17 protein-coding genes and 2 rRNA genes are annotated in these 21024 nt (G+C 66.7%); 3 read left to right on the top strand and 16 right to left on the bottom strand.

Going from position 1 to position 21024, the window contains the following annotated elements:
- Positions 1-96: 96 nt before the first annotated feature.
- The 7 genes from hemB to OID54_RS21870 all read right to left on the bottom strand — a co-directional run bounded on the left by hemB (position 97) and on the right by OID54_RS21870 (position 7748).
- On the bottom strand, positions 97-1098 hold the full coding sequence (hemB, locus tag OID54_RS21900; RefSeq protein ID WP_329021921.1) for a porphobilinogen synthase: 1002 nt from the start codon (positions 1096-1098) through the stop codon (positions 97-99).
- 5 nt (positions 1099-1103) lie between these two features.
- Positions 1104-1646, bottom strand: coding sequence for a DinB family protein (locus tag OID54_RS21895; protein WP_329021918.1), 543 nt, complete (start codon positions 1644-1646; stop codon positions 1104-1106).
- Between the two features lie 133 nt (positions 1647-1779).
- Entirely contained in the window at positions 1780-3438 is a 1659-nt protein-coding gene (locus OID54_RS21890; RefSeq protein WP_329021917.1) for a bifunctional uroporphyrinogen-III C-methyltransferase/uroporphyrinogen-III synthase, read from the bottom strand.
- On the bottom strand, positions 3435-4394 hold the full coding sequence (gene hemC, locus OID54_RS21885; protein ID WP_329021915.1) for a hydroxymethylbilane synthase: 960 nt from the start codon (positions 4392-4394) through the stop codon (positions 3435-3437). Before hemC ends, OID54_RS21890 begins: the two co-directional genes overlap by 4 nt.
- Entirely contained in the window at positions 4391-6172 is a 1782-nt protein-coding gene (locus tag OID54_RS21880) for a glutamyl-tRNA reductase (protein WP_329021912.1), read from the bottom strand. Before OID54_RS21880 ends, hemC begins: the two co-directional genes overlap by 4 nt.
- Positions 6169-6900: a redox-sensing transcriptional repressor Rex gene (locus tag OID54_RS21875; protein WP_329021909.1), complete on the bottom strand. Its 732-nt coding sequence runs from the start codon at positions 6898-6900 to the stop codon at positions 6169-6171. Before OID54_RS21875 ends, OID54_RS21880 begins: the two co-directional genes overlap by 4 nt.
- A 554-nt stretch (positions 6901-7454) precedes the next feature.
- Positions 7455-7748 (bottom strand): glutaredoxin family protein, encoded by a 294-nt coding sequence (locus tag OID54_RS21870; protein WP_329021907.1) that lies wholly within the window; start codon positions 7746-7748, stop codon positions 7455-7457.
- A 182-nt stretch (positions 7749-7930) separates the two neighbouring features.
- Between OID54_RS21870 and OID54_RS21865 the strand changes: the two genes are divergently transcribed.
- The 3 genes from OID54_RS21865 to OID54_RS21855 all read left to right on the top strand — a co-directional run bounded on the left by OID54_RS21865 (position 7931) and on the right by OID54_RS21855 (position 11485).
- On the top strand, positions 7931-8863 hold the full coding sequence (locus OID54_RS21865) for an HAD family hydrolase (RefSeq protein ID WP_329021905.1): 933 nt from the start codon (positions 7931-7933) through the stop codon (positions 8861-8863).
- A 285-nt stretch (positions 8864-9148) separates the two neighbouring features.
- The gene (locus OID54_RS21860; protein ID WP_329021903.1) at positions 9149-10054 is read left to right on the top strand and encodes an ECF subfamily RNA polymerase sigma factor, BldN family; all 906 of its coding nucleotides are present in this window, start codon (positions 9149-9151) and stop codon (positions 10052-10054) included.
- Between the two features lie 219 nt (positions 10055-10273).
- The gene (locus OID54_RS21855) at positions 10274-11485 is read left to right on the top strand and encodes a DUF5667 domain-containing protein (RefSeq protein WP_329021901.1); all 1212 of its coding nucleotides are present in this window, start codon (positions 10274-10276) and stop codon (positions 11483-11485) included.
- A 120-nt stretch (positions 11486-11605) separates the two neighbouring features.
- On the opposite strand, the gene OID54_RS21850 is transcribed toward OID54_RS21855, so the two are convergent.
- The 9 genes from OID54_RS21850 to OID54_RS21810 all read right to left on the bottom strand — a co-directional run bounded on the left by OID54_RS21850 (position 11606) and on the right by OID54_RS21810 (position 21018).
- A complete protein-coding gene (locus tag OID54_RS21850; RefSeq protein ID WP_329021898.1) occupies positions 11606-12688 on the bottom strand; it encodes a lysophospholipid acyltransferase family protein in 1083 nt (360 codons plus the stop codon).
- A gap of 24 nt (positions 12689-12712) precedes the next feature.
- A complete protein-coding gene (locus OID54_RS21845; protein ID WP_329021896.1) occupies positions 12713-13795 on the bottom strand; it encodes an NAD-dependent epimerase/dehydratase family protein in 1083 nt (360 codons plus the stop codon).
- Positions 13796-14061: 266 nt separating this feature from the next.
- Entirely contained in the window at positions 14062-14160 is a 99-nt protein-coding gene (locus OID54_RS21840) for a 30S ribosomal protein bS22 (RefSeq protein ID WP_003948845.1), read from the bottom strand.
- A gap of 122 nt (positions 14161-14282) precedes the next feature.
- The gene (locus OID54_RS21835; protein ID WP_003958488.1) at positions 14283-14495 is read right to left on the bottom strand and encodes a helix-turn-helix domain-containing protein; all 213 of its coding nucleotides are present in this window, start codon (positions 14493-14495) and stop codon (positions 14283-14285) included.
- 128 nt (positions 14496-14623) lie between these two features.
- Positions 14624-15439: a phosphatase gene (locus tag OID54_RS21830; protein ID WP_329021893.1), complete on the bottom strand. Its 816-nt coding sequence runs from the start codon at positions 15437-15439 to the stop codon at positions 14624-14626.
- A 230-nt stretch (positions 15440-15669) separates the two neighbouring features.
- Positions 15670-16845, bottom strand: a complete 1176-nt coding sequence (locus tag OID54_RS21825) for an acetoin utilization protein AcuC (protein WP_329021891.1) — start codon at positions 16843-16845, stop codon at positions 15670-15672.
- Positions 16846-16921: 76 nt separating this feature from the next.
- A complete protein-coding gene (locus OID54_RS21820) occupies positions 16922-17584 on the bottom strand; it encodes an HAD family hydrolase (RefSeq protein ID WP_329021889.1) in 663 nt (220 codons plus the stop codon).
- A gap of 120 nt (positions 17585-17704) precedes the next feature.
- Positions 17705-17821 (bottom strand): 5S ribosomal RNA (rrf, locus tag OID54_RS21815).
- Positions 17822-17889: 68 nt separating this feature from the next.
- Positions 17890-21018, bottom strand: a 23S ribosomal RNA gene (locus OID54_RS21810).
- Positions 21019-21024 lie beyond the last annotated feature (6 nt).

Genomic DNA, 21024 nt, shown 5'->3' with positions numbered 1-21024 from the left:
CGGGATGCCTTCCCCGGCCCGCATTGGTGTTCTCAGGGCACGTTCCCGGGCGTGCCCTCGGGCTATGCCCCGGCCCGTTCCCGAAAAGCGGTCCGCTCAGCGCTGCGCGCGCAGCAGACCCGCGGCCTCCGTCGCCCAGTAGGTGAGGATCATCTGCGCACCCGCGCGACGGATGCCGGTCAGGGTCTCCAGAAGCGCCTTCTCCCGGTCGATCCAGCCCCGCTCCGCGGCGGCCTCGACCATCGCGTACTCACCACTGATCTGGTAGGCAGCGACCGGTACGTCCACCGCGTCCGCGATCTTCGCCAGGACGTCGAGATAGGGACCGGCAGGCTTCACCATGACCATGTCCGCGCCCTCTTCGAGGTCGAGCGCCAACTCACGCAGCGACTCCCGCACATTGGCCGGGTCCTGCTGGTACGTCCTGCGGTCACCGGTCAGCGACGACCCGACCGCCTCACGGAACGGCCCGTAGAAGGCGGAGGAGTACTTGACCGTGTACGCGAGGATCGACACGTCCTCCTTGCCGATGGTGTCCAGCGCGTCACGGACCACCCCGATCTGGCCGTCCATCATCCCGCTCGGCCCAACCACATGGACCCCGGCATCGGCCTGCACCTGGGCCATCTCGGCGTAGCGCTCCAGCGTGGCGTCGTTGTCGACGCGTCCCTCGGCGTCCAGCACCCCGCAGTGGCCGTGATCCGTGTACTCGTCCAGACAGAGGTCCGACATGATCACCAGCTCATCGCCGACCTCGGCACGCACATCCCGGATGGCGACCTGGAGGATGCCGTCCGGGTCGGTGCCCGCGGTGCCCAGCGCATCCTTCTTCGCCTCGGTCGGCACCCCGAACAGCATGATCCCGGACACCCCGGCCGCACGGGCCTCCACAGCCGCCTTCCGAAGGCTGTCCCGGGTGTGCTGCACGACACCGGGCATGGCCGAGATCGGCACGGGCTCGCCGATGTCCTCCCGCACGAACGCAGGAAGGATCAGATCGGCGGGGTGCAGCCGGGTCTCGGCGACCATGCGGCGAAGGGTCGGAGTGGTCCGCAGCCGGCGCGGACGAGTTCCCGGAAACGATCCATACACACTCATGCCGTCTACGCTACGCCCCGCGCCGCAAGCGCCTGACGCAGGAGCAGCAGCTGACCGATCTCGGCGACGTTCTTGGTCAGCTCCACCGTGACCCATCCGGCCACGTCGGCCAGGATCAGCCCCTCACCCCAGGCGAGACCCTCGGTACGGGCGGTGGAGTCGAGATCGGCGTCGGTGAGCTCCAACAGCTCGGCCCGCCACTCGTCCTTCAGACCGGTCAGCCACAGGACGGTGTCCGCCGCGTTCCCCGGCCAGTGGATCTCCTCACGGGCAGGGGCTCCCGAACCGAAGCAGTGCCGCAGGGTGGTCGTCCACCAGTAGCCGATGTGCCAGGAGACCCAGGCGATCGAGGTGGTGGGCACCGGATCGGGCTCGGGCACCTGCCAGTCGGCGACCCAACGCCCCGCGGAGTCCTCGCGCACCGTCCAGGCCCCGGGCGCCGGCTCCCACCGGCACGCGGCGTCGTCCAGGGCGGGCGCGTGGTACTCGAAGAGGGCCCAGACGGTGTCGAGTTGGCGTACGAGCAGTTCGCTACGGAGTGTGGTCATCGACGAAGGGTTCCAGCCGCGTTCCCGGCCCGGCAACCACATTTGCGCGGCGGATCGGTACCCCTGAAAAACGCTCGGGCCCGGGCCCGGACCGGGTGGGTCCAGGGCACAGGCCCGAACGGCTCGCTCACTCTCAGGTGGTGCGCCGGCGCCGACCGCCCGGTCTGCGCTCGGAGGGGCGCAACACGTGCTCCCCCGCCTCCACGGCAGCCGTACGACGCCGTGCGCCGAACTCCGCCAGAGCCTCCGCCAGCCGGTGCACGGAAGGCTCCGGGGAGAGCACGTCCACCCGCAGTCCGTGCTCCTCGGCCGTCTTCGCGGTGGCCGGGCCGATGCAGGCGATGACCGTCACGTTGTGCGGCTTGCCCGCGATGCCCACCAGGTTGCGCACGGTGGACGACGAGGTGAAGAGCACCGCGTCGAACCCACCGCCCTTGATCGCCTCACGGGTGTCGGCGGGCGGCGGCGACGCACGGACCGTGCGGTACGCGGTGACGTCGTCGACCTCCCAACCCAGCTCGATCAACCCGGCGACCAGGGTCTCCGTCGCGATGTCCGCCCGCGGCAGGAACACCCGGTCGATCGGGTCGAAGACCGGGTCGTACGGCGGCCAGTCCTCCAGCAGACCCGCGGCCGACTGCTCGCCGCTCGGCACCAGATCGGGCTTCACCCCGAACTCGACCAGCGCACGCGCGGTCTGCTCGCCGACGGCGGCGACCTTGATACCGGCGAAGGCACGTGCGTCGAGCCCGTACTCCTCGAACTTCTCCCGGACCGCCTTGACCGCGTTCACCGAGGTGAAGGCGATCCACTCGTACCGTCCGGTCACCAGCCCCTTGACGGCCCGCTCCATCTGCTGGGGGGTCCGCGGGGGCTCCACGGCGATCGTCGGAACCTCGTGCGGGACCGCGCCGTAGGAGCGCAGTTGGTCGGAGAGCGACGCCGCCTGCTCCTTGGTCCGCGGCACCAACACCCGCCAACCGAACAGGGGCTTGGACTCGAACCAGGCGAGCTGATCGCGCTGCGCGGCCGAACTGCGCTCACCGACCACGGCTATGACCGGCCGGTGCCCGTCGGGCGACGGCAGCACCTTGGCCTGCTTCAGGGTCTGGGCGATGGAGCCCAGCGTCGCCGTCCAGGTCCGCTGCCGGGTGGTCGTACCCGCGACCGTGACCGTGAGCGGTGTGTCGGGCTTGCGACCGGCGGACACCAGTTCGTTCGCGGCGACGGAGATCGCGTCCAGCGTGGTGGTGACCACGACGGTGCAATCGCTGGCACCGACCTCGTTCCAACAGCGCTCGCTCGCGCTGCGGGCGTCCACGAACCGGACGTCCGCACCCTGGGAGTCCCGCAGCGGCACACCCGCATAGGCAGGCACCCCCACCGCGGTCGCGATGCCCGGCACGACCTCGAAGGTGATCCCCTCAGCGGCGCACGCCAGCATCTCCTGGCCCGCGTCCGCGTCGAGGCCGGGATCTCCGATCACGGCACGGACGACCCGCTTGCCGCCCCGCGCGGCCTCCATGACAAGATTGACCGCATCCCTGAGTACGGGGATTCTGGCGGCTGTTGACGCATCGTCAACAACCGTCAGCTCAGGCGTGCTGACGCTCGCCCGCGCATGGCCGCGTACGACTTCGAGCACATCGGGCTCGGCGATCAGTACGTCGGCTCCCGCGAGTGCCTCGACAGCACGCAAGGTCAACAGTCCGGGATCGCCGGGACCGGCGCCGAGGAAAGTGACGTGCCCGTGTGTCGAGTACGCCGAGGACGGGTTGGTGGTGGGGCTCAATGTGCTCGCTCCCCCATAAGACCAGCCGCACCCTTGGCGAGCATCTCGGACGCGAGTTCGCGACCGAGCGCGATGGCGTCGCCGTGCGACGTGGGTACGGAACCGGTGGTGGACAGCTGCACCAGCGTCGAGCCGTCGGTGGTGCCGACGACGCCGCGCAGGCGCATTTCGGTGAGATCCTGTCCGTCGCCCAACAGGTCGGCCAGCGCACCCACAGGTGCGGAGCAGCCGGCCTCCAGGGCGGCGAGCAGGGAACGCTCAGCAGTCACTGCGGCCCGGGTAGCCGGGTCGTCAAGCTGCGAGAGCACGGCGGCGAGTTGCACGTTATCTGCGGTGCACTCGATCGCCAAGGCCCCCTGGCCGGGAGCCGGAAGCACGAAGTCGACCGACAGGAAGTCGGTCGCCTCGTCCGTCATTCCGACGCGGTTGAGCCCGGCGGCGGCGAGTACCACCGCGTCCAGCTCCCCGCTTCGTACATATCCGATCCGGGTGTCGATGTTGCCGCGGATCGGCACGGTCTGTATCTGGGTGTGGTGCGCACGGGCGTACGCGTTCAGCTGCGCCATCCGACGCGGCGAACCCGTTCCGACCCGGGCACCCGAGGGCAGCCGGTCGAAGGTCAGGCCGTCCCGCGCCACCAACACGTCCCGCGGGTCCTCGCGCAGCGGCACGGCCGCGAGCAGCAGGTCGTCGGGCTGGGCGGTGGGAAGGTCCTTCAGCGAATGAACGGCGAAGTCCACCTCGCCCCGCAACAGGGACTCCCGCAACGCGGCCACGAAGACTCCCGTGCCGCCGATCTGCGCGAGATGCTCACGGGACACGTCCCCGTACGTGGTGATCTCCACGAGCTCGACGGGACGCCCGGTCAACTGGCGCACCGCCCGAGCCACTTGCCCGGACTGGGCCATGGCAAGTTTGCTTCGCCTGGTCCCCAGCCTGAGTGCACTCTCGGTCATACTCGCCCTCGGTTCTTGACGTCTGCGTCATTCAAATCGGCCCGGCTGACGGAGGCGACCGTCTCCGGGTCGAGGTCGAAGAGTGTCCGCAGGGCGTCGGCGTACCCGGCGCCTCCCGGCTCGCTCGCAAGCTGCTTGACCCGCACGGTGGGCGCGTGAAGCAGCTTGTCGACGACACGGCGGACGGTCTGGTTGATCTCGGCGCGCTCCTTCTCGTCCAGCGCCGGGAGCCGGCCTTCGAGCCGGGCGATCTCACCGGCGACGACATCGGCGGCCATCGTGCGCAAGGCGACGACGGTCGGCGTGATGTGGGCGGCGCGTTGCGCGGCTCCGAAAGCGGCGACCTCGTCGGACACGATGCGCCGCACCTGGTCCACGTCCGAGGCCATCGGCGCATCGGCGGACGACTCGGCGAGCGACTCGATGTCGACCAACCGCGCACCGGGAAGCCGGTGGATGGCGTGATCGATGTCGCGGGGCATGGCGAGGTCGAGCAGTGCGATGCGTACGGGACCGTTTCCTCGCGGGTCCGAGGCGGCGTCGCGCGGCCGTCCGGGCTTGGGGACGGTCCCCGCGGGGCTGGTGTTCTCGGCGTTCGCCGCCCAGACCCCGTGCTGGGTGAGCTGCCCGGGCGAGTGCTGGACGTCGAGCCCAATCGGACAGGCCCCGGTGTCGTCCCCGCAGTCATGGGTGGCAGTGGCGCGGGCCTGACCGATGCCCACCACGTCCGCGGCCCGGGCCCGGGTCTCGGTGTCGCCCGTCTCGGCAGCCGTGCCCCGGTCACCGTCGTCGACGGCGAAGTGCGCGGCCTGGTCCGGTACGCGACCGTCCCGGGCGGCCGTGGCCGCGAGTCGGGCCACCAAGCTGCCTTCAGGTGCCCGCAGATGGTCCGGGTGGTGGCGATCGGCGTCAAGTTCAGTGCCGGCGGAGTCGTCGAGTCGATCGGACAGCGCGGCGGCGACCGCCTCGGCGGTCAGGACGAGACCGGTCGCACCGGTACAGGACACCACCGCGTCCGCGCGGGTCAGTTCGACGGCGACCTCGCTCATCGCGACGGCACGCACGATCATGTCGTCCGTCACCGCGTCCGAGAGGATGGTTGCCAGGCGCTGGGCCCGATCCAACGTGCGGTTGGCGATGACCAGTTCAGCCACGCCCTGGCGGGCGAGGGTCGTCGCTGCGAGCGAGGACATCGAACCGGCGCCGATCACCAGTACGCGCTTCCCCGCGGCCCAGCTCTCCACGTCGGAGCCCTCGGCCAACTGCTCCAGGCCGAAGGTCACCAGCGACTGGCCGGCCCGGTCGATCCCGGTCTCGCTGTGGGCGCGCTTGCCGACCCGCAGGGACTGCTGGAAGAGGTCGTTGATCAGCCGGCCCGCGGAGTGCAACTCCTGGCCGCGTGCGAGTGCGTCCTTGATCTGGCCGAGGATCTGCCCCTCGCCGACGACCATGGAGTCGAGGCCGCAGGCGACCGAGAAGAGATGGTGAACCGCCCGGTCCTCGTAGTGCACATAGAGATAGGGGGTCAGCTCCTCCAGCCCCACCCCGCTGTGCTGCGCGAGGAGCGTGGACAACTCGGCGACGCCCGCGTGGAACTTCTCGACGTCCGCGTAGAGCTCGATGCGGTTACAGGTGGCGAGGACGGCCGCCTCAGAAGCCGGCTCCGCCGCCAGCGTGTCCTGGAGGAGCTTGCCCTGGGCGTCCGCGGAGAGCGAGGCCCGCTCCAGCACGCTCACGGGCGCGCTGCGATGGCTCAGTCCGATGACCAGAAGGCTCATGCCGGCATCACGGCGGGCACTTCCCCGTCGGGTCCCTTCCGGCTCGCTGCCTCGGCATCGGCTTCCTCGCCGGCCTTGCGCTGCTCGTGGAAGGCGAGGATCTGGAGCTCGATCGACAGGTCGACCTTGCGCACGTCCACGCCATCGGGCACGGAGAGCACCGTCGGGGCAAAGTTCAAGATGGAGGTCACACCGGCGGCGACGAGTCGCTCGCACACCTGCTGGGCCGCGCCCGCAGGGGTGGCGATGACGCCGATCGACACACCGTTGTCGCTGATGATCCGCTCCAGCTCATCGGCGTGCTGCACGGGCATGCCGGCGACCGGCTTGCCGGCCATGGCGGGATCGGCGTCGATCAGCGCGGCGACGCGGAACCCACGGGAGGCGAACCCGCCGTAGTTGGCGAGGGCAGCGCCGAGGTTTCCGATGCCGACGATCACCACGGGCCAGTCCTGGGTCAGACCCAGTTCCCGGGAGATCTGGTAGACGAGGTACTCCACGTCGTAGCCGACGCCTCGCGTCCCGTACGAACCAAGGTACGAGAAGTCCTTCCGCAGCTTCGCGGAATTGACCCCTGCCGCTGCCGCCAGCTCTTCGGAGGAGACCGTGGGCACGGACCGCTCGGACAGAGCGGTCAGCGCCCGCAGATACAGCGGGAGCCGGGCGACGGTGGCCTCGGGGATTCCTCGGCTACGGGTCGCCGGTCGGTGATTTCGGCCAGTTGCCACGGTGCTCCTGCGGGATGAGCGGGGCTCTAGGCGGCCGTGTGTCCCAAGACCGCCCCGTCGAATGCAGGCTATGTCTTTGTGAACGCGTGCACAAAGATGGTGTCCGTTTTGTCCGAGCAAAGTGATCGGGGTCACGCGCTCAGATCGCGTAAACCCGGAACCACGAGCCACGTCGGCCCGTTCAAGGCGCGAAGGGGGCAAAACAGCACACACTCCTCAGGTATTCGCCCCCGAGACCGCTTACTCTGCCCTGTCGCCCTGGATTCCCGAAAGAGTCATGACAACGGCAGCGCGCAGCGCGGGCTTCCCTATGGCAATCGTTCGACGCCTCGACAGTGACGCCGACGCCTCAGCGCCCACACCGATCTCTGCGTTCACCCCATCCTCCCAGGTTCACAGACGCCACGTACGCAACAGTCGCCACATGGCACCGGCGGACCTCCCGCTGAAGCGAATCGCCGCGCCCTCTTCGCGCCCCCCTTTGCGTGCGCCACGGACAGTCGGCACAGGAAGGCAGCCCACCATCGGCACAGGAAGGGCAGCAGCCAGCCCCGCTACTGCTCCAGCGCGCGCCGCAACCGTTCGGGATCGACCCGCCAGAACGTGTGCTGAGCACCGTCGACCAACACCACCGGGATCTGCTCCCAGTACGCCCGGTGGAGCTCCGCGTCCTCGGTGATGTCCTTCTCCTCCCACACGGCGCCGGTCTCGGCGCAGACCTGCTCCACCACGGCCCGGGCGTCGTCGCACAGATGACACCCCGGTTTGGCGATCAGCGTCACCGTCTTCCCGCCCGCCGCCGCCACGCCGTCGGCCTTCTTCTTTGTACGTCGCCACACAGGACTCATGGCCTCATTGTCCGCCCCGCTCCCCGGGCCATCCGGACACCCCCGATTCCGGTGCACGACCCCCGTCGCACCCACCGGCGAGGGGCCGGCCGCACTCCGCCCCACCGGCGCGTCACCCACCGTTCACGCCCCGGTGTTCCGGCGTGTCGGGAAGTTCCGAACAGACTGGCTATGCTCGCCCCATGGCCGCACTGGGATGGCTCACCCCCCGTAGGCGCTCCGCCACAGCACGGAGCGTCCTCGCAGGCGAGGCCGCAGCCGAGGCAGCCCGCAAGACCTCGCAGGAACTGCTGCCGGCGACCGAGCCCACGGTGGCCGACACGCCGGAGTTCCCGGTCTCGGGCGATGTCCGGGCCGCGGCGTTCTTCGATCTGGACAACACCGTGATGCAGGGCGCCGCGCTGTTCCACTTCGGCCGCGGCCTGTACAAGCGGAAGTTCTTCCAACGCCGCGAGTTGGCACGGTTCGCCTGGCAGCAGACCTGGTTCCGACTCGCAGGCGTCGAAGACCCGGAACACATGCAGGACGTGCGCGAATCCGCGCTGTCGATCGTGAAGGGCCATCGCGTCGCCGAACTGATGAGCATCGGCGAAGAGATCTACGACGAGTACATGGCGGAGCGGATCTGGCCGGGCACCCGGGCGCTGGCCCAGGCCCACCTCGACGCCGGCCAGAAGGTCTGGCTGGTCACGGCCGCTCCGGTGGAGACCGCAACGATCATCGCCGGACGCCTCGGGCTGACGGGCGCACTGGGCACGGTCGCCGAGTCCGTGAGCGGCGTCTACACCGGCAAGCTCGTCGGCGAACCGCTCCACGGCCCCGCGAAGGCGGAGGCGGTCCGTGCGCTGGCAGCCGCCGAAGGGCTCGACCTCGATCGCTGCGCCGCGTACAGCGACTCGCACAACGACATCCCGATGCTGTCGCTCGTAGGACATCCATACGCGATCAATCCGGACACCAAGCTGCGCAGGCACGCCCGCGAACGCGACTGGCGTCTGCGCGACTACCGCACCGGGCGCAAGGCGGCCAAGGTCGGCATCCCCGCCGCGGCCGGCGTGGGCGCCATCGCGGGCGGTACGGCGGCTGCCGTTGCCATCCACCGCCGTCGCCGCTGATCGCGGCTGCCCGAACACAGTTCCGTGGCACATCTGCGACCCTCCGCGCGGCACCCGCGAAGAGACAGATGGCGAACAAATCTGATCAGCAAGTGCTCACTTTCTGCTACCAGAACCGTCAATCCGACATAACAGAAGCGACGGAAACGACGTTTTGAGCAACTGGGTGTAGCACTGCCTGTACGAAGCGTTATTCTCCTCAAACGCATACGGGTCCCACACGTCGCCACGACGAGTGAACGGTCCCGCACTGCACGTGATGGAAGCTCTGCCTCTGGGAGTCCCGTGTACCCACACGTCGGGGTTGACACCTCGGGCCTGGCTACGCTTCGCGCGGCGGTCCTCGACCACTTGCGCGGTTTTGTCCCCACCGCGTACGCCGTCCCCGCCCTCGCCATGCCCCGTATTGCCACCAGCGGTTCCGCCGCCCCCTGCTACGCACTGGCCGATGGCTTCAAGGAGGGGTCGACGCGCGGTGCCGTCGTCGATGGGCGACGCGGCCGTTCCGCTGCCGGCCGTGGGTTGGTCAGACGGACCGGCCGAGCCGGCGGGGGCGCATCGACGGCCCCCGCCGCCCCTGCCTCGTCCGGCAACTCCACGACCGCAACGCCCGCCAAGGTCCGTCGGCCCACCGCCGACAGCGACAGCGCCCGCATGATGGAACTGGTCGAGCGCGCGCAAGCGGGCGAGGCCGATGCCTTCGGCCGGCTCTACGACCAGTACAGCGACACGGTCTACCGCTACATCTACTACCGCGTCGGAGGAAAGGCGACGGCGGAGGACCTGACCAGCGAGACCTTCCTCCGCGCCCTGCGCCGCATCTCGACCTTCACCTGGCAGGGCCGCGACTTCGGCGCCTGGCTGGTCACGATCGCCCGCAACCTCGTAGCCGACCACTTCAAGTCCAGCCGGTTCCGGCTGGAAGTGACCACCGGCGAGATGCTCGACGCCAACGAGGTCGAACGCTCGCCGGAGGACTCCGTCCTGGAGTCCCTGTCCAATGCGGCGCTGCTCGAAGCGGTCCGCAAACTCAACCCCCAGCAGCAGGAATGCGTGACCCTGCGCTTCCTCCAGGGCCTGTCGGTCGCGGAGACGGCCAAGGTGATGGGCAAGAACGAGGGTGCCATCAAGACCCTCCAGTACCGTGCCGTGCGCACCCTGGCCCGCCTGCTGCCCGACGATGCTCGCTAACCGACCCCAACTCACCATCGGTAACGCCTCCATGACGCACTGGTCCGATCATCTTTCGCGCGTAACCCAAGTGCCGAGACGCTCGTTGTGCGGGATGCAGGCTCCCTGTGGTCACGCCATGCCCGCAGCCACTCACTCGATCGTGTGGATGCGTTCAAGGCGTGCAACCTTCCAAAACTCCAGGGGAGTCGATCGTCATGACGAGAGGAGGTGCCGCCAGTGATCGCGAACGTATCGGCGCACCGGCGGGCGAACGCCTTCGCCCAGGCCCTGGAAGACCAGGTAGCCGAACAGCCGGACGAGTCGGTCGAATCGACCGACCAAGGTCGGCTGTTGGCTCTGGCGACCGGTCTCGGCGAGCTGCCGAGGCCGGAGATGGACCCCGAGGTCAAGGTGGTGCAGCGGGCACAGCTCGTGGCGGCCATGGAAGCCATGCTCCAAGAGGGCACGGCTGCCGGGAGCGCCACCATGGGCCCTACCGTGCCAGAGCAGCGAAGAGCCGGCCGAGGCGCACATCGCGCCTCCCCGCTGAGGAAATTGCGACCGCGTTCTCGCTGGTCGAAGGGGCTCGCGGCCGGCGGTCTGACCGTCACGGTCGCTGCGGGCGCCTTCGGCGGGGTCGCCGCTGCCAGTACGGACGCCCTACCGGGTGACACTCTGTACGGGCTGAAGCGCGGCATGGAGGACATTCGGCTCGGCATGGCCGATGGCGAGACCGACCGCGGTGAGGTCTATCTCGACCAGGCGTCCACCCGCCTCAGCGAGGCCCGACGGCTGATGGAGCGCGGGCGAGCGGGCGAGCTCGACCACGAGTCCCTCGGCGAGGTCCGTCGTGCTCTCAACGGCATGCGGCACGACGCCACCGAAGGCCACCGACTGCTCCACGCCGCCTACGCACGGGACGGCTCTCTCCGTCCCATCCAGAAGCTGAACTCCTTCTCCCGCGCCCACCGCGACGCGTGGAACGGACTGCGCGACAGGCTTCCGGTGCAGCTCACCGATGTCGGCAACGAGGTGAACCACGTATTCGACGCCATAGACCAAGAGGTCGGACCGCTCCAGTCGCTGCTGCCCAGCCCACCGGAACAGGGGGGCCGCGACGCGCCCCGCACCAGCAGCACATCGCCTCAGGCACCCGGTCGATCGCCCGCACCCGGCGGGCAGAAGGCCCCTGCGGCATCCCAGGCACCGGACACGTCCACCGGTGCGGAGAAGAGCGATCCCCGTCCGTCGGGCGGTTCCACACCGGCCCAGAAGGAAGACGGGCTGCTCGGCGGTGACGTGGGCGGGCTGCTCGACCCGACACCGGACAACACGCCACCACCGGCGCCGGGCAAGAACACCCCGGCCCCAGAGCCGGACGTCACCATTCCGCCACTCCTCCCGGGCATCCTTCCCGGACTGGGACTGAACGCGGAAGAAGGACGCTAGACACATGGGGAAGGGGTGTCAGGACTGCTGTCCTGACACCCCTTCCGGTGCCGTACTAGGACGGTCGCAGCGGTATCGATCACCAGTGGCCAACGGCGATCGGCGACGGCTGGGAAACGGCTAGAAGAACACGGACCGACGCTGCACCAGCAACTTGTACAAGGTGTGCTGGATCTGCTCCCGCACCTGGTCCGTGAGGTTGAACATCAGCATCGGATCCTCGGCGGCCTCGGCCGGATACCCCGAGGTCTCGATCGGCTCCCCGAACTGAATGGTCCACTTGGTCGGCAACGGCACCGCCCCCAGCGGCCCCAACCAAGGGAAAGTCGGCGTGATCGGAAAGTACGGAATGCCGAGCAGCCTGGCCAGCGTCTTGGAGTTGCCGATCATCGGATAGATCTCCTCGGCGCCGACGATCGAGCACGGCACGATCGGCACACCCGCCCTGAGCGCGGTGGAGACGAACCCGCCCCGCCCAAAGCGCTGGAGCTTGTAACGGTCGCTGAAGGGCTTCCCGATGCCCTTGAAGCCCTCGGGCATCACCCCGACGACCTCACCACGCTGGAGCAGCCTCTCCGCGTCCTCCGCACAGGCCAGGGTGTGCCCGGCCTTGCGCGCCAGTTCATTGATGACGGGCAGGACGAAGACGAGGTCGGCGGCGAGCAACCGTAGATGGCGATCGGCCGGATGGTTGTCGTGGACGGCCACCTGCATCATCAAGCCGTCGAGCGGCAGGGTGCCGGAGTGGTTGGCGACGACCAGCGCACCGCCCTCGGCGGGGATGTTCTCGATGCCCTTGACCTCGACCCGGAAGTACTTCTCGTACAGGGGCCGCACCAGCGACATCAGTACCTGGTCGGTCAGTTCCTTGTCGTAGCCGAACTCATCGACCTCGTAGTCACCGGTGACCCTGCGCCGTAGGAAGGCCAGGCCCGTCGCGAGACGCCGTTCCCAGCCGTCGCCGGGCCCGTGCTCCGGGCCGTCCTCCACCATGTCTCCCCCACCACCGGTCGCCCGGGCCGCGGACGGCTGCTCGACGGCCCCGGGCAGGGTCCGCACGGTCTGCCGCACCACGGTGGGCTCGGTCTTCTTCCCCTCGCCGCCCGCCGCACCGCCGAGAGCCCCGGCGGAGCGCCGCCGCGAGCGCTGGGCGCCACCTCGCGAACGGTCGTCGTCGAAAGGAATGACCTTGGCGTCCGCCATCGTGCCTGCGCTCCTTATCCGGCCTTATCCCACATCGCCCTGGGCCCTGTGAGCCCGTGAGCCATCCCCGCGCGCCACCAGGGCCCCCAGGGACTCCGCCACCTGGTCCACGGCCCGTACCAGGGTGTGGGGTGGCAGCAGACCCGCTCCCCGACTCCGGGCGAAGTCGGCGAACGTCTCCGCGGTCGTGAACTTCGGCTCGAACCCCAGTGTCTCGCGCATCTGCACGGTGCTGACCACCCGGCCGTGGGTCAACAACCGGATCTGCTCGGGCGAGAAGTCGGTGATCCCGACCGTACGCAGCGCGGAGCCGATCCAGGTGACCGCCGGCAGCAGTACGGGCACGGTCGGACGCCCCAGCCTGCGTGAGCACTGGGAGAGCAGGAGCACCCCGTCGCCGGCGATGTTGAAGGTGCCGCTGTTGAGCGTTCCTCGCCGGGGCTCGTGGAGCGCCAGGGTGAGGACGTCGATCACATCGTCCTCGTGGACGAACTGAAGTCGGGGGTCATAGCCGAACACCGTCGGCAGCACCGGCAGCGAGAAGAACTCGGCCAGGGGGGAGTCCGCGCAGGGACCGAGGATGTTGGCGAACCGCAGCACGCACACGGCCACGTCAGGCCGCCTTCTGGCGAAGCCCCGGACATAGCCCTCGACCTCGACCGAGTCCTTGGCGAATCCGCCGCTCGGCAGGGATTTGGGCGAGGTGGTCTCGGTGAAGACCGCGGGATCACGGGAAGCCGAGCCGTACACGCTCGTCGTCGACTTGATCACCAGCCGTCTGACATCGGGAGACTTCTGGCATGCGCCGAGCAGCTGCATGGTCCCGATGACGTTGGTCTCCTTGACCGCGGTCCGGCCGCCGGCGCCCAGCGGCGTGCCGGTGACATCGAGGTGGACGACCGTGTCGACGCGGTGCTCCGCGAGGACCCGTCCGATTGTCGGCTGTCGGATGTCGGCCTGGATGAACTCTGCGCCGCCCAGATGGTGCTCGGGCCGCACGACGTCGACGCCGATCACTCGCTGGACCTCGGGATCCCGCAGGATGCGGCGTACGAGACGTCCTCCGAGTTGCCGGGCCACCCCGGTGACGAGCACGACCTTTCCCAAGATCTGCTCCTTCCTTCGGATTCCGTGGGCCCGCTTTCAGCGTCACCGTAGCGCCTCGGCGTTGCGGCGTGATGACACGTGACGCTCCCGACTCGGAGCGCGTCCTTCAGTGCGGGCGAGAGCGCCTCACACAAAGGCACCAGGAGGCCGCCTCGCCCCTCTTCTCCCGCCCGAACACGGGCGGGGGCACACGGGAAGGCGTGCCAACGCACTGTGGCCCTCCCACCGACTGGTGGGAGGGCCACAGTGCTACGTACAGCTGTCGCTTACTTCTTGTTACGACGCTGAACGCGGGTGCGCTTGAGCAGCTTGCGGTGCTTCTTCTTAGCCATCCGCTTGCGCCGCTTCTTAATAACAGAGCCCACGACTACCCTCGCTCACTTCTCTTCACTCGGTGCGGGGCGTCTGGGCCCACACGACCTACGTCGGTCCAGCCTACCCGGCAGAGCATCGAGGTTGTAATCCGAGGGCAGTCGCTCTACTCCCGCTATGCGGATTCCACCCCCACGAAAGACTCGCGGAGGTAGTCGTGCACCGCTTGCTCCGGTACTCGGAAGGACCTCCCCACCCGAATCGCCGGCAGATGACCACTGTGCACCAATCGGTACACCGTCATCTTCGACACCCGCATCACCGAGGCAACTTCCGCCACGGTAAGAAACTTGACCTCGTTAAGAGGCCTCTCGCTGCCAGCAGCCATGACCCACCTGTACCTTCCGCACATGACGCACACCGGCTTCCCCTCCGGTGACTCTTCGTCGCTGTGCGCTCACTCCCCAGACTAGGGGCGGGTGGTGCGAGTGGGGAAGAGGAGCAGCCATCGGCCGCCTACTGTGACAGACAGGCTCGTTTGAGTACATAGCGCGTCAGCGGGCGGTAATGAGCAGGCCGCCGACCGTCATCGAGCGGCACCACCACGGACACCCTCCCCTCGGCCTCGCCGACGAAGAGTGCAGGGTCGTCGGTATCGGCCAGTCCGATGGCCCTCATACCCAGCTGACCTGCCCCGCAGACCCATCCGTGGTCCCCGATCACCAGGTCCGGAAGGGGGCCTTCCTGCTCTGCGAGACCCTCCACCGCGGCACGCAAAGGGAGGGGCGAATGGGTGTGCGCGCCGGTCTCACACCCTGCGCCCCGTGCGCCGGGTGCCCGCACCAGCGCGACTCCCCGTACGTACTCAAGGTTGTACGTACGTACCCCGAACCGGGTCGTTATGTCGACACATCGCCCCTGCGCGGGGGTGAGAACTAGGCATCCTGTTGCGGACAACGCGTCTGCCAGCCCGGCGTAGAACCCCAGCAGTCGATCCGGATGCCCCGTTCCGAGCAGGACGGCTCCCCGTCGCGCCACCACCTCGGCCAACTGGTCGGCGAAGGCGTCGAGCGCCCTCAACGTCCGCTCGGGGTCGATGACATCGGGCCCGGTGCGCTCGTTCGGGTCGGCCGAGACTCCGCACCGGTCCGCCATCAACGCCATGACGTCACCCGCGCTCCACTCACCCCGTGCCGCAAGGCCGAGCGTCACGCGCGGGTCGCGTGCGGCGAAGAGACGATAGCTCCGCAGGCTGCCCTCCCGCAGGGTTCCCACGGCCCCGGCCAGACCGGTGGCCAAGAGATGCGCCCGTAGCGCTCCGATGCTCGACACGCATCCGATGCTCCCGGACCGACCGGGGTTCCTACGGCGAAATCCGCCGCGCATCGCACGGTTGGAGTAACGCCGGAGTTCTCCCGGCGGCTCAAACGGCCTGTGAGGGCACGCGGCGGGGCAGCGCAGGGATTCCCTCACCCTGTACGTCATGAGCGCGTCAGGGCCGCCCTGGGGTGCCCCACGGCCGAACCCGCCGACCGTCAACACCGAGCCGAGGGCCAGCGGGGTCAGGGCAGCAGCCCTCGAAGGGGGAAGACTGCCTTCCGGGTGGCCAGCACCGCCTGGTCCAACCGGTCAGCGGGGTCGTAGCCGGCACCCCACTCACGCCAGACCGGATCACGTCCGTCCGTCATCCTCCGTGGACCGGGCTGCCGGGTCCGTGCGTACACCTCGTCCCGCCACTCGGACGGAATCAACGACTCCGGCTCGACCGGCGCATGTGCGGCAATTCCCACCAGGTGTGTCCACGACCGGGGCACCACGTCGACGACCGCGTACCCGCCACCACCCAGCGCGAGCCAGCGTCCGCCGTCGACGTATTCGTGCGCCAGCTCGTGGCAGGACTCCTGCACGGCCCTTTGCGCGTCCAACGACACGGCCAGATGGGCCAGCGGATCCTCGAAGTGGGTGTCCGCGCCATGTTGGGTGACCAACACCTGGGGACGGAACTCGGCCAACAACTCGGGCACCACCGCGTGGAACGCCCTGAGCCAGCCTTCGTCTCCCGTACCCGCGGGCAGGGGCAGATTGACGGCCGTGCCCTCCGCGGGACCCGCGCCCCCGGTCTCCGAAGCCCATCCGGTGCCGGGGAAAAGAGTCTGGGGATGTTCGTGGAGCGAGATCGTCAGAACCCGCGGATCGTCCCAGAACGCAGCCTGCACCCCATCACCGTGGTGTACGTCGACGTCGACGTACGCGATGCGTTGCGCGCCCAGCTCCAGGAGTCGGGCGATGGCGAGTGAGGCGTCGTTGTAGATACAGAAGCCGGCTGCGCTCCCGGGCATCGCGTGGTGCAGCCCGCCGGCGAAGTTCACCGCGTGCGCCGCGTCCGAGCGCCAGACCGCCTCCGCCGCCCCGACCGACTGCCCGGCGATCAGCGCGGACGCCTCGTGCATCCCCGTGAAGGCAGGGTCGTCCAACGTGCCGAGTCCGTAGGACTGCTCGGCAGCGCGCGGCTGCGCGGACGCGGCCTTGACCGCTGCCACATAGTCCTCGTGGTGGACGAGTCGCAGCGTGGAGTCGCCCGCGGGCTTGGCCGCCCGCACGTCCATCACCTTGTCCAGCCCGTAGGCCCGTACCAGACCCATGGTCAGTGCGAGCCGTACCGGGTCCATGGGGTGGCTGTCCCCGAAGTCGTACCCGGTCAGTGCCTCGTCCCACATCAGCAATCCGCGGCCACTCATGACCGCCACCGTATCCGGCCGTCCTTGCGGGCGCGTAAGGGCATACGGGCACGGCTCAACCGGCCCCGAAAATGTGTCACTCAGAGCCCTTGATGCTCTTCAGCAACACAGGTAGCTCTGTCATCTTCTGGAAGTAGCCTTTCGCACCGATGAGCTTGTCGGCTGGCGTCATCGCGGTGAATCCGTAGGAATCCATCCCGGCGGCGACCGCGGCCCTCACGCCGAGGGCGCTGTCTTCGATGACGATGCAGCGCGCGGGGGCGACGCCCATTCGTTGCGCGGCATGGAGGAAGAGGTCCGGTGCGGGCTTTCCCCGACCCACGTCGTCGGCGCTGAAGACGATCTCGTCGGGGAACCACGCATCGAGCCCGGTCTTTCGATGGCCCACCCTGATCCGCTCATGGCTTCCCGAAGACGCCACGCAGTAGGGGACGCCGTCCGCCGCCAATTGCGCCAACACGTCGACCACGCCTTCGACCGGTACCAATTCTCGCTCGAAGGCCGCGAAGACCCGCATGTGGAGCGTTTCGTCGAAGTCAGCGGGAAGCGTCTGCCCGGTTCTCTCCAGCACGAGGTCATGCACCCGATGGACCGCCGAACCCATGTAGTCCCTCAATGAGTCCTCGTAGGAGGTGGGATGCCCCAGCTCCGTGAGATATCCGGCAAGAATGGTGTTGGCTACGGGTTCACTGTCGACGAGCACGCCATCGTTGTCGAAGATAACCAGGTCATAGTCCATGCACCCCAGCCTAGGGACTGTCCCGCAGAAGGCATACGGCCGGCAGAAGGCTTATAGCTGGTGAACGCAAAAAAGCCTTAGCTCCCTACACCTAGGTGTAGGGAGCTAAGGCTAAAAATTGTTCGGCGGTGTCCTACTCTCCCACAGGGTCCCCCCTGCAGTACCATCGGCGCTGAAAGGCTTAGCTTCCGGGTTCGGAATGTAACCGGGCGTTTCCCTAACGCAATAACCACCGAAACACTATAAAACCAACCGGAAATGTCACGGTCGTGGTTTCAGAACCAACACAGTGGACGCGAGCCTCTATGGACAAGCCCTCGGCTTATTAGTACCAGTCACCTCCAGCGGTTACCCGCCTTCCAGATCTGGCCTATCAACCCAGTAGTCTCCTGGGAGCCTTAACCCCTCAAAGGGGGTGGGAGTCCTCATCTCGAAGCAGGCTTCCCGCTTAGATGCTTTCAGCGGTTATCCTTTCCGAACGTAGCCAACCAGCCATGCCCTTGGCAGGACAACTGGCACACCAGAGGTTCGTCCGTCCCGGTCCTCTCGTACTAGGGACAGCCCTTCTCAAGACTCCTACGCGCACAGCGGATAGGGACCGAACTGTCTCACGACGTTCTAAACCCAGCTCGCGTACCGCTTTAATGGGCGAACAGCCCAACCCTTGGGACCGACTCCAGCCCCAGGATGCGACGAGCCGACATCGAGGTGCCAAACCATCCCGTCGATATGGACTCTTGGGGAAGATCAGCCTGTTATCCCCGGGGTACCTTTTATCCGTTGAGCGACGGCGCTTCCACAAGCCACCGCCGGATCACTAGTCCCGACTTTCGTCCCTGCTCGACCCGTCGGTCTCACAGTCAAGCTCCCTTGTGCACTTACACTCAACACCTGATTACCAACCAGGCTGAGGGAACCTTTGGGCGCCTCCGTTACTCTTTAGGAGGCAACCGCCCCAGTTAAACTACCCATCAGACACTGTCCCTGATCCGGATCACGGACCCAGGTTAGACATCCAGCACGACCAGAGTGGTATTTCAACAGCGACTCCCAACACACTGGCGTGTGCTGTTCACAGTCTCCCACCTATCCTACACAAGCCGAACCGAACACCAATATCAAACTATAGTAAAGGTCCCGGGGTCTTTCCGTCCTGCTGCGCGAAACGAGCATCTTTACTCGTAGTGCAATTTCACCGGGCCTATGGTTGAGACAGTCGAGAAGTCGTTACGCCATTCGTGCAGGTCGGAACTTACCCGACAAGGAATTTCGCTACCTTAGGATGGTTATAGTTACCACCGCCGTTTACTGGCGCTTAAGTTCTCAGCTTCGCCCCACCGAAATGGAGCTAACCGGTCCCCTTAACGTTCCAGCACCGGGCAGGCGTCAGTCCGTATACATCGCCTTACGGCTTCGCACGGACCTGTGTTTTTAGTAAACAGTCGCTTCTCGCTGGTCTCTGCGGCCACCCCCAGCTCACCGAGTAAATCGGATCACCAAGAATGGCCCCCCTTCTCCCGAAGTTACGGGGGCATTTTGCCGAGTTCCTTAACCATAGTTCACCCGAACGCCTCGGTATTCTCTACCTGACCACCTGAGTCGGTTTAGGGTACGGGCCGCCATGAAACTCGCTAGAGGCTTTTCTCGACAGCATAGGATCATCCACTTCACCACAATCGGCTCGGCATCAGGTCTCAGCCTTAATGTGTGACGGATTTACCTACCACACGGCCTACACCCTTACCCCGGGACAACCACCGCCCGGGCTGGACTACCTTCCTGCGTCACCCCATCACTTACCTACTACCACCTTGGATCAGCGGCTCCACCACTCCCCCTCACTCCGAAGAGATCAAGGGCGGCTTCACGGCCTTAGCATTAATGGGCTCGATATTGGGCGTTTCAAAGCGGGTACCGGAATATCAACCGGTTGTCCATCGACTACGCCTGTCGGCCTCGCCTTAGGTCCCGACTTACCCTGGGCAGATCAGCTTGACCCAGGAACCCTTAGTCAATCGGCGCACACGTTTCCCACGTGTGTATCGCTACTCATGCCTGCATTCTCACTCGTGAACCGTCCACCACTCGCTTACGCGGCGGCTTCACCCGGCACACGACGCTCCCCTACCCATCACAACAGGCGTTAGCCCTATATGCTGCAATGACACGACTTCGGCGGTACGCTTGAGCCCCGCTACATTGTCGGCGCGGAATCACTTGACCAGTGAGCTATTACGCACTCTTTCAAGGGTGGCTGCTTCTAAGCCAACCTCCTGGTTGTCTCTGCGACTCCACATCCTTTCCCACTTAGCGTACGCTTAGGGGCCTTAGTCGATGCTCTGGGCTGTTTCCCTCTCGACCATGGAGCTTATCCCCCACAGTCTCACTGCCGTGCTCTCACTTACCGGCATTCGGAGTTTGGCTAAGGTCAGTAACCCGGTAGGGCCCATCGCCTATCCAGTGCTCTACCTCCGGCAAGAAACACACGACGCTGCACCTAAATGCATTTCGGGGAGAACCAGCTATCACGGAGTTTGATTGGCCTTTCACCCCTAACCACAGGTCATCCCCCAGGTTTTCAACCCTGGTGGGTTCGGTCCTCCACGACCTCTTACAGCCGCTTCAACCTGCCCATGGCTAGATCACTCCGCTTCGGGTCTTGAGCATGCTACTAAAACGCCCTATTCGGACTCGCTTTCGCTACGGCTCCCCCACACGGGTTAACCTCGCAACACACCGCAAACTCGCAGGCTCATTCTTCAAAAGGCACGCAGTCACGACATACCAAACAAAAGCTTGATATGCGACGCTCCCACGGCTTGTAGGCACACGGTTTCAGGTACTATTTCACTCCGCTCCCGCGGTACTTTTCACCATTCCCTCACGGTACTATCCGCTATCGGTCACCAGGGAATATTTAGGCTTAACGGGTGGTCCCGCCAGATTCACACGGGATTTCTCGGGCCCCGTGCTACTTGGGTGTCTCTCAAACGAGCCGCAATCATTTCAGCTACGGGGGTCTTACCCTCTACGCCGGACCTTTCGCATGTCCTTCGCCTATGACTACGGTTTCTGACTCGTCTCACGGCCGGCAGACCGTAAAAGAGAGATCCCACAACCCCGCATACGCAACCCCTGCCGGGTATCACACATATACGGTTTGGCCTCATCCAGTTTCGCTCGCCACTACTCCCGGAATCACGGTTGTTTTCTCTTCCTGAGGGTACTGAGATGTTTCACTTCCCCTCGTTCCCTCCACATGCCCTATGTGTTCAGGCATGGGTGACAGCCCATGACGACTGCCGGGTTTCCCCATTCGGAAACCCCCGGATCAAAGCCTGGTTGACGACTCCCCGGGGACTATCGTGGCCTCCCACGTCCTTCATCGGTTCCTGGTGCCAAGGCATCCACCGTGCGCCCTTAAAAACTTGGCCACAGAT

The organism is Streptomyces sp. NBC_00690 (genome assembly GCF_036226685.1).
GTDB lineage: Bacteria > Actinomycetota > Actinomycetes > Streptomycetales > Streptomycetaceae > Streptomyces.
Note: the sequence above shows the minus strand (reverse complement) of the source record. Positions and strands in the feature narration are given on the sequence as shown.

Bases quoted from the DNA above. Each gene is read 5' to 3' on its own strand.
- OID54_RS21865 (WP_329021905.1), top strand. From the start codon at position 7,931: ATGGCCGCACTGGGATGGCTCACCCCCCGTAGGCGCTCCGCCACAGCA.
- hemB (WP_329021921.1), bottom strand. From the start codon at position 1,098: ATGAGTGTGTATGGATCGTTTCCGGGAACTCGTCCGCGCCGGCTGCGG.
- OID54_RS21835 (WP_003958488.1), bottom strand. From the start codon at position 14,495: ATGGCTGCTGGCAGCGAGAGGCCTCTTAACGAGGTCAAGTTTCTTACC.
- OID54_RS21850 (WP_329021898.1), bottom strand. From the start codon at position 12,688: ATGGCGGACGCCAAGGTCATTCCTTTCGACGACGACCGTTCGCGAGGT.
- OID54_RS21825 (WP_329021891.1), bottom strand. From the start codon at position 16,845: ATGAGTGGCCGCGGATTGCTGATGTGGGACGAGGCACTGACCGGGTAC.
- OID54_RS21880 (WP_329021912.1), bottom strand. From the start codon at position 6,172: ATGAGCCTTCTGGTCATCGGACTGAGCCATCGCAGCGCGCCCGTGAGC.
- OID54_RS21820 (WP_329021889.1), bottom strand. From the start codon at position 17,584: ATGGACTATGACCTGGTTATCTTCGACAACGATGGCGTGCTCGTCGAC.
- OID54_RS21870 (WP_329021907.1), bottom strand. From the start codon at position 7,748: ATGAGTCCTGTGTGGCGACGTACAAAGAAGAAGGCCGACGGCGTGGCG.
- hemC (WP_329021915.1), bottom strand. From the start codon at position 4,394: ATGACCGAGAGTGCACTCAGGCTGGGGACCAGGCGAAGCAAACTTGCC.
- OID54_RS21895 (WP_329021918.1), bottom strand. From the start codon at position 1,646: ATGACCACACTCCGTAGCGAACTGCTCGTACGCCAACTCGACACCGTC.